4 protein-coding genes, 1 tRNA gene and 2 rRNA genes (1 of these 7 cut by a window edge) are annotated in these 9,284 nt (G+C 58.7%); 4 read left to right on the forward strand and 3 right to left on the reverse strand.

Annotated elements, in window-relative coordinates; all coding sequences use genetic code 11:
• Positions 1 to 240: 240 nt before the first annotated feature.
• From DZG07_RS22770 to DZG07_RS22785, 4 genes are read left to right on the forward strand one after another with little or no spacing between them, the layout of a single operon-like run.
• Positions 241 to 1,644: a TolC family protein gene (locus DZG07_RS22770; protein WP_119822001.1), complete on the forward strand. Its 1,404-nt coding sequence runs from the start codon at positions 241 to 243 to the stop codon at positions 1,642 to 1,644.
• A gap of 33 nt (positions 1,645 to 1,677) precedes the next feature.
• Positions 1,678 to 2,424, forward strand: coding sequence for an efflux RND transporter periplasmic adaptor subunit (locus tag DZG07_RS22775; RefSeq protein WP_119821041.1), 747 nt, complete (start codon positions 1,678 to 1,680; stop codon positions 2,422 to 2,424).
• On the forward strand, positions 2,417 to 3,820 hold the full coding sequence (locus DZG07_RS22780; RefSeq protein ID WP_119821043.1) for an HlyD family efflux transporter periplasmic adaptor subunit: 1,404 nt from the start codon (positions 2,417 to 2,419) through the stop codon (positions 3,818 to 3,820). The genes DZG07_RS22775 and DZG07_RS22780 overlap by 8 nt, the downstream gene beginning before the upstream one ends.
• Positions 3,817 to 5,934, forward strand: a complete 2,118-nt coding sequence (locus DZG07_RS22785; RefSeq protein ID WP_119821045.1) for an HlyD family efflux transporter periplasmic adaptor subunit — start codon at positions 3,817 to 3,819, stop codon at positions 5,932 to 5,934. The genes DZG07_RS22780 and DZG07_RS22785 overlap by 4 nt, the downstream gene beginning before the upstream one ends.
• A gap of 447 nt (positions 5,935 to 6,381) precedes the next feature.
• On the opposite strand, the gene DZG07_RS22790 is transcribed toward DZG07_RS22785, so the two are convergent.
• The 3 genes from DZG07_RS22790 to DZG07_RS22800 all read right to left on the reverse strand — a co-directional run.
• Positions 6,382 to 6,458, reverse strand: a tRNA-Met gene (locus DZG07_RS22790).
• A 253-nt stretch (positions 6,459 to 6,711) separates the two neighbouring features.
• Positions 6,712 to 6,826: ribosomal RNA gene (gene rrf, locus DZG07_RS22795) — 5S ribosomal RNA — on the reverse strand.
• Positions 6,827 to 7,050: 224 nt separating this feature from the next.
• Positions 7,051 to 9,284, reverse strand: a 23S ribosomal RNA gene (locus tag DZG07_RS22800); it runs 578 nt beyond the window's last position.

Consider the following 9,284-nt stretch of genomic DNA (forward strand, 5'->3'; position numbering starts at 1 on the left):
CCTTGAGCAATTCCTCAAGGTTGAATCGGTTATCTTGATCAACGTCACATTTTACTGCCTGGCCTGTGGTCTTTTTACAATTGCAACAAACATGAAAGACAAGGTAAGGCTGTAACCAGTGGTGAATCGGGGGACGGGCTTAGCTCAGGGCGGGCGGGGTCAGAACCGGGGTTCGACGCGTTGAGGTTGCAGATATTGGCGCTATCCGCCGGCTTGCTGGCGACTGGTTGCGCGTTGAAGATGGAGCCTCTTTCCGAGGATCAAAATCTCGCATTCGCCAGCGAAAGACTTATCCGTGCGACAGCCAACCAGGAGCCGGTCACCGGTTCTATCAGCCTCTACGAGGCAATGGCCCGGGCTCTGAAATACAACCTGGACACGAAAGTCGAGATCATGGAGGCGGCGCTCAAGGTCCGCGAACTCGACCTTGCAAACTATTCAGCACTACCGAAACTCGTTGCGAACTCCGGCTATGCGGGCCGCACCGACCCTGATTCGAGCACGCCGTCCACGCGCGATCCGGATATCTTCACCGACGACCTGACCTTCTCCTGGAACATTCTCGACTTCGGTCTCTCATATGTTCGGGCAAAGCAGACTGCTGACGAGGCGCTCATCCAGGAGGAGATGAAGCGCAAGATCGTGAACAGGGTGATTGAGGATGTCCGCACGGCTTACTGGCGCGCGGTCAGCTATGAGCGCCTTGTCGGTCGCATGCGCGCGCTCGAGGGCCGCGTTGCCGGCGCACTGAGAGATACGCGCCGGCTGGCAAGCAGCGGTGAAAGCTCACCGCTCGTTGCCTTGACCTACGAGCGGGAACTCATCCAGGTTCAACGGGAGATCGAACTTCTCGAAGGCGAATTGAAGGTCTCCAAAAGCCAGCTTGCGGCTTTGATGAATGTGACCCCCGGCTCGAACTACACATTGGCCGTTCCCAAGCGCCGTACGACAAAGCTTGGCCTTCCCGGTAAATCAGGCGACCTTTTCCAGATCGCTGTAACCAACCGGCCGGAGATGCGTGAAGTCGCCTACCGCATGCGCATCAACGAGAAGGAAGTCGACGCGGCACTGCTCGACCTGCTGCCGAGTTTCAACCTTTATGCCGGTGTGAACTACGACTCCAACAAGTTCATCTCTTCGAACGATTGGGTATCGTGGGGCGCCAAGGTCAGTTGGAACCTCATGAAGCTGGCAACGATGCCGGCGGTAATGAAGAAAGTGGAAGCACAACAGGCAGCCCTTGACGCAAGGTCGCTTTCAGTCGCCATGGCGATCATGACGCAAGTCCATATCAGCCGCGTCCGCTACGCTCATCTGCAAAAATCCTACGGCACGGCAGCAGCACTCTCCAATGTGTCTCATCGCATCCTCACCCAGGTTCGCGCCGAGACGGCAGCGCAGCGCACCAGCGAACAGGTGCTGATCCGCGAGGAGATGAACGCCCTGCTCGCCGATGCCAAGCTGGATATGGCTTATGCCGACCTGCAGAACGCCTACGCCAATGTCTACGCTTCGCTGGGCCTCAATCCGTTCCCGACAAATCTGAGTACGGACGAAAGCGTCGCTGTCATTGCCGAAAAGCTCAAGGGCATGTGGATCGAGCGTGGAGCAAAAGCCGGCACGGAGGTTGCAGGCCTGCAGTAGAAGGCAGTCGTTGATGAGGGAGGAGCCTAAAGCATGATTGCATCACGCTACGCCTTTGCCTCGGCATTGCTTGTCGGCTTGATGGTCGCGTTGCCTGCATCGTCCCAGAACGAGGAAACGTCCGTCCGCGGCATTGTCCGTTCGGTAGATGAAGCCTGGATCTCCACCGATCTCGGTTTTCGCGTCGAGACGCTGCCGTTTCGCGAGGGTCAGTCCTTCAAGAAGGGGGACATACTTGCGACATTCGACTGCGGCGACCTCACGGCCGAATTGAACTCTGCCGAAGCGCAACTGCGGGCGGAACAAATCACTTATGAGAACAACTCCCGCCTCGCCAAGCTGAACGCCGCAGGCAAATTCGAGGTTCAGCTCTCAAAGGCCAAGGCCGATCAGGCTGCGGCGATGGTCGAGGCCTATCAAAGCAAGATTTCCCGCTGCACCATCAAGGCGCCGTTCGACGGCCGCGTTGCGGTGATGCGCGCCCATGCTTATGAGATCCCCGACCGCACGCAGCCCATCATGCAGATCGTCGGCCAGTCCGAGCTGGAAATCGAGATGCTGTTGCCGTCACTGTGGCTGAAATGGCTGAAGCCTGGTGTGAGTTTCGATTTCAGCATCGAGGAAACCGGCGGTTCTTTGCCGGCCGAGGTATCGCGCATTGCTGCGGTCGTCGACCCCGTCAGTCAGACCGTCAAGGTGATCGGCCGCTTCACCGGCAATACGAACGGCGTGCTGCCCGGAATGAGCGGACCGGCGAAGTTCAAGGCGCCCGATGGCTGAGAAAGGCGGACCGCAGCCTGCACAGGCCAAACCGACCTTGATTCAGGCGAAGCCCCCCCTCGGCCCCCAGCAACCGCCGAACCAGCAGGCGTTCGATCTGTTGCTGAAGATCGAGGCGGAAGCCCGGCGGGCCGAGACTGTCGGCGAGCTGGTCTTCCTCATCGCCAATGAAACACTCCGGCTAACCCGCGCGCGGCAGATATTCGTCTTTGCCAACAAACGCGCCCGGCAGAGGGTTGAAGCGGTGTCTTCGATCGGCAAGGTCGAGCGGGACTCACCGCGCATCCGCTGGATCGAAGGTATCGTGCGAGCGCTCGAAGCCGACGCCGGCCTGAACGGCAAGCGTGAGTTCGTGCTGCCGGCCTATTGTCCGCCGGACGATGACGAACACAAATCGTTCCCCTACCGCTTCCTCGTCTGGCTGCCGTTGAAACTGCGGGATGGCCACGTCTTTGCCGGCATGCTTCTGGCCCGCGAAGTGCCATGGAACGAAGGGGACCTGATCGTCGCGGCGCGGCTGGCGGAAACCTATGGCCACGCTTGGTCGGCGCTGACGGGAGAACGGCGGCTGAAGCGGCGGTTTCGTCTAAAACCGTGGCTCGCAGTTGGTGCGGTGGCGGCGATCGCGGCGGGGTTTTATCCCGTGCCGCTTACCGTCCTGGCCCCTGCTGAAATCGCGCCGATCGAACCACGGATCGTCGCAGCACCAATCGACGGCGTTATCGACTCGATCGTGGTCGATCCCAATGCCAGCGTGCAGGAAGGCCAGCTTCTCCTTCGCATGTCGGACACCGCACTTCGCAACGAACTGGCTGTCGCCGAGCAGGACGTGAAGGTGGCCGAGGCCAAGCTCAAGCAGGTTTCGCAAGGTGCGGTGGCAGATCCGCGGGTGCGCGGCGACCTCGCGGTCACGCGCACGGAGCTGTCTCTTGCCACCGCAAAACGAGACTATGCCGGCGATCTTCTCAAGCGCACCGAAGTTACCGCTCCCGCTTCAGGTGTCGTCATATTCACCGACAAGCGGGACTGGATCGGCCGGCCGGTTTCCACTGGCGAACGCGTGATGGAAATCGCGGACCCTAAGAAAATACAGATCCGCGTCGACGTTCCCGTGGCCGATGCGGTCGCCGTGACCTCCGGCGCCAGGGTGCGCGCATTTCTCGATTCCGACCCACTTCGCCCAATCACCGCCCATGTCCGGACTGCTTCCTACGAGGCGCAATTGATCGAAGGCAACGTTCTCGCCTACCGCGTCTACGCCTCGATTGACGAGAACCAGACCGATCTGCGGCTGGGCATTCGCGGAACCGCGCAAGTCTCCGGCGAAAAGGTGCCGCTGGCCTACTATCTGTTCCGCCGCCCTATTGCCGCGATAAGGCAGCGGCTCGGCCTATGAACGCGCCCGACATCCCGCTGCCGCCCCTGCGCGAAGACCTGCAGATCATGCGCGGCGGGACCAGTTATTCCGGTGAGCCGGTATGGGTCGTCCTTGACCCTTTGCGCAATCGCTTCTTCCGCGTCACCTACGAGATGTTCCAGTTGCTTTCGGTATGGAACCGCAGTCCGACCATTGGAGCGCTCAACCGAACCCTCAATGCCCGTTTCGGCCGGCAGACCGACGCCGAAGAGGTCGGCATGGTGCTGCGCATGCTCGACGTAAACTTTTTCCTGGCGCAACCGGCCTCCGGATCATGGCGAGGGCTCTACGATGCCTCGCAGCGACGCCATTCGCTGTTCATGCAACTGATCCACAATTATCTGTTCTTCAGGATTCCGCTGGTCAGGCCGGAGCCGTTCATTCGCGCGACTTGGCCCTATGTCTCGTTTCTGTTCAGCCGCGGCTTCCTGCTCTTTGCCGCGCTTGTCGGCCTGGCCGGTCTCTATCTCGTTTCGCGGCAATGGGAAGAATTCATCGGCACCTTCCCTTATGTCTTTTCGTTCGAAGGCGCTGCGATCTCGCTCGTCTCGATCGTGCTGATCAAATCGCTGCATGAACTCGGCCATGCTTACGTCGCGCATAGGCACGGCTGCCGCGTGCCGACCATGGGCGTTGCCTTCATGGTGATGATGCCGCTGCTCTATACGGACGTCACCGAGGCGTGGAAGCTCAAATCCCGCCGTTCGCGCATGGCGATCGATTCGGCCGGTGTCATCACCGAGCTTTGCGTGGCAGCCTTTGCGCTGTTCCTCTGGGCGTTCATACCCGACGGCCCGCTGCGCAGCGCCGTCTTCGTTCTGGCGGCGGCAGGCTGGGTGTTGAGCCTGCTGGTCAACACCAATCCGTTCATGCGTTTCGACGGCTATTACATGCTGGCGGACCTGCTGGGCATTGAGAACCTGCAGCCGAGGGCGTTCCGCCACATGCGCTGGCGGCTGCGCGAATTCCTGTTCGGGCTCGGCTATCCGCCACCGGAACCGTTCCCGCCGCGCCTCGATGCCATCGTGACGGTCTATGCAATCTGCACGGCGATCTATCGGCTGACGCTTTATCTCGGCATTGCGCTGCTGGTCTATCATTTCACCATCAAGCTGGTTGGCGTGATGCTGTTTGCCGTCGAGATCGGGTTTTTCATCATCCGCCCCGTTTGGTCGGAGCTCAAGGAGTGGAGGGCCATGCGCAGCGACATATTTGCAAGCCGCCGGACCTATGTGACCCTCGCAATCGTTGCAGGCCTCGCCGTCCTCGCGGCCATGCCGCTTTCGACCCGCGTCAGCGCCCCTGCTCTAATCCTGCCGGAAACGTTTGTGCGGCTCTTTGCCGAAGAAGCCGGTCGCATCGAAGAGATAAATGCCAAGCGTGGGAACATGGTGCGAAAAGGCGATGTGCTTTTCGTCATTTCTTCACCCACGCTGGCGCAGGAACGCGGGCTGGCCGAAATCGAGATCGACCTTGCGCAGCAGCGCATTGGCCGCATCGGCGCAGATGCAGAGGATCTTGCCGGGCGGGGCGTGATCGCCACCCAGCTGAGCAGCCTCGTGGCAAAGCGCGACGGTCTCGCGCAGCGTGAGGCGAAGCTCGTCATCAAGGCTCCCTTCAACGGCAGGATCGCCGACATGAACGCTGAAATCGCGCCGGGACAATGGATTTCGCGCAAGGAGCAGCTCGCTTTCCTGTCGGCCGACGACGGATCGGTCATACGCGGCTACGTGTCCGGCAATGACCGCGCCCGCATCGAACCCGGATCGACCGGTTGGTTCATTCCCGACGACCTCACTCAACCGAAGCTGAGAGTAGTCCTGGCATCGGTTGCGATATCAGGCGCCCAGCAACTCGAAATCCCGCAACTGACCTCGCAGTTCGGCGGCCGGATTGCCGTGCATGCCTCCGATGGCAAACGGCTGGTGCCTATCGCCGCGGAGTATGCAGTGACCGCACGCGCGGTCGACGAACGGGGCGATCCGGCCCAGACCTGGCGCGGCGTGCTCCTGCTGGACGGCCGCGCCGAGAGCCTGCTGGCCCGTGCCTGGCGACAGGTTCTCAAGGTGCTGGTTCGCGAGGCAGGAGCGTGAAGCTTGGCCGGTTCGGGGCTGGCAAGGTCGAGGACCCCCATCCATTCACCGCGTAGCTCGGCGTGAACGCTCCAGTCCAATGCCAATATGCACCGAACCTGAGCTTACTGGGCGGATGAAGCAGGCTACCGCGAATACAACATCGCCAGGGGAAGACCGCTTCGAAGGCGACAGGGTGGCGCGTTCATTCATCGTGTGGCTGTTGCGTTGGGGGCGGATGGATCTGTGGATTGGGGTGTGGAGCTGTTGGAGGGTGGCAGAACGACAAAACCCGCAGCGGGTGCTGCGGGTTTTGTTTTTGATTTGGTTGCGGGGGTAGGATTTGAACCTACGACCTTCAGGTTATGGTCCGCAGGACGAGGAGCTACCATTGCCAGGGAAGCGAAGCTTCCCGCCAGCGATCGGTAGTGGTGCGGCTTTAGTGGTGCGGATTTTTTGGGATTAAGTTGGTTGCGGGGGTAGGATTTGAACCTACGACCTTCAGGTTATGAGCCTGACGAGCTACCGGGCTGCTCCACCCCGCGTCAACTATTCGGCTAAGCCGGCCGGGCAGCCCGGACTTTTTGGTTTGTCCGTCCTCGAAGCCTTTGGCTTCTGCGGGCGGACGGGGCGCTGCTCCACCCTTGCGTCAACTATTCGGCTTTTGGCCGGTCTTTTGTAAGCTGATGCTTACCTTATTACGATGGTCTTCCAACAGAAAGGGCCGCTTGCGCGGCCCGGTGTACCCGTTGGCGGGCCATTATCGTTAGGAGAAGATGATTTACATGCACTTTGCAGACCTGGCAGCGACTTACTCTCCCGCGTCTTGAGACGAAGTACCATCAGCGCTGGAGCGTTTCACGGCCGAGTTCGGAATGGGATCGGGTGCAGCCGCTCCGCCATAACCACCAGGTCGGCAAAGTGCATGTATTTTCGAGAAGCTGTAGGCCGTAGCCAGTTGTCTTTTGTGCTGCAAGTCGCTGCCGACTTACCAAGCGATGCACCCGCTAGCGTGCGACTGCACGCCGTGGCTTATGCCACGCCCCGTCCGGAGGCCAGCCTGGCGTTAACCAGGCGATACGGCCATGAGGACAGGAGAGCTGGATGCTCATCGCAGATGAGCATTGGTAAATGAGAACGATCAAGCCAATCGAGCTATTAGTACCGGTAAACTTCATGCATTGCTGCACTTCCATACCCGGCCTATCAACGTGGTCGTCTTCCACGGCTCTCAGGGAATACTCGTTTTAAGGTGGGTTTCCCGCTTAGATGCCTTCAGCGGTTATCCCGTCCGTATATAGCTACCCTGCTATGCGGCTGGCGCCACAACAGGTCCACCAGAGATACGTCCATCCCGGTCCTCTCGTACTAGGGACAGATCCTTTCAATATTCCTACACCCACGGCAGATAGGGACCGAACTGTCTCACGACGTTCTGAACCCAACTCACGTACCGCTTTAAATGGCGAACAGCCATACCCTTGGGACCTGCTCCAGCCCCAGGATGCGATGAGTCGACATCGAGGTGCCAAACAACCCCGTCGATATGGACTCTTGGGGGTCATCAGCCTGTTATCCCCGGCGTACCTTTTATCCGTTGAGCGATGGCCCTTCCACGCGGGACCACCGGATCACTATGACCGACTTTCGTCTCTGCTCGACTTGTCAGTCTCGCAGTCAGGCAGGCTTATGCCATTGCACTCAGCGAACGATTTCCGACCGTTCTGAGCCCACCATCGCGCGCCTCCGTTACTCTTTAGGAGGCGACCGCCCCAGTCAAACTACCCACCATACATTGTCCCGGACCCGGATAACGGGCCGCGGTTAGACATCCATAGAGATAAGGGTGGTATTTCAAGGGTGGCTCCACCAAGGCTGGCGCCCTGGCTTCAAAGCCTACCACCTATCCTACACATGCCACTACGAATGCCAATGTAAAGCTATAGTAAAGGTGCACGGGGTCTTTCCGTCTAACCGCAGGAACCCCGCATCTTCACGGGGAATTCAATTTCACTGAGTCTATGCTGGAGACAGCGGGGAAGTCGTTACGCCATTCGTGCAGGTCGGAACTTACCCGACAAGGAATTTCGCTACCTTAGGACCGTTATAGTTACGGCCGCCGTTTACTGGGGCTTCGATTCAGAGCTTGCACCCCTCCTCTTAACCTTCCAGCACCGGGCAGGCGTCAGACCCTATACGTCGTCTTGCGACTTCGCAGAGCCCTGTGTTTTTGATAAACAGTCGCTACCCCCTGGTCTGTGCCACCCCATACACTTGCGTGCAAAGGGGTCACGCTTCTTCCGAAGTTACGCGTGCAATTTGCCGAGTTCCTTCAGCATAGTTCTCTCAAGCGCCTTGGTATACTCTACCAGTCCACCAGTGTCGGTTTCGGGTACGGTCTATAAGTGGGAGCTATTTCCTGGAACCACTTCGCCGCCAGATCAATCCAATAAGACCTGACAACACACGTGATCCGTCACTACCCACAGGCCCACGAATATTAACGTGGTTCCCATCGTCTACGCATTTCTGCCTCGACTTAGGGGCCGGCTAACCCTGCTCAGATTAACTTTAAGCAGGAACCCTTGGACTTTCGGCGGGGGAGTCTCTCACTCCCCTTACGTTACTCATGTCAGCATTCGCACTTCTGATACCTCCACCACCCCTCACGGGTATGGCTTCATCAGCTTACAGAACGCTCCGCTACCGCTTGACCCTTGCGGATCAAACCCAAAGCTTCGGTGCATGGCTTTAGCCCCGTTACATTTTCGGCGCAAAGACCCTTATTTAGACCAGTGAGCTGTTACGCTTTCTTTAAATGATGGCTGCTTCTAAGCCAACATCCTGGTTGTTTTGGGATCCTCACATCCTTTCCCACTTAGCCATGACTTGGGGACCTTAGCTGTTGGTCAGGGTTGTTTCCCTCTTCACAATGGACGTTAGCACCCACTGTGTGTCTGCCGACTAGTACTCTCGGGTATTCGGAGTTTGGTTAGGTTTGGTAATCCGGTGAGGACCCCTAGCCCATCCAGTGCTCTACCCCCCGAGGTATTCGGTCGACGCTCTACCTAAATAGATTTCGCGGAGAACCAGCTATTTCCGAGTTTGATTGGCCTTTCACCCCTAGCCACAAGTCATCCCGAACTATTGCAACAGTTATGGGTTCGGACCTCCAGTAAGTGTTACCTTACCTTCATCCTGCTCATGGCTAGATCACTCGGTTTCGGGTCTAATGCGACGAACTGAACGCCCTGTTCAGACTCGCTTTCGCTGCGCCTACACCTACCGGCTTAAGCTTGCTCGTCACACTAAGTCGCTGACCCATTATACAAAAGGTACGATGTCACCCTTGCGGGCTCCATCTGTTTGTA

The sequence above is a fragment of the Mesorhizobium sp. DCY119 genome, from assembly GCF_003590645.1.
GTDB lineage: Bacteria > Pseudomonadota > Alphaproteobacteria > Rhizobiales > Rhizobiaceae > Mesorhizobium_M.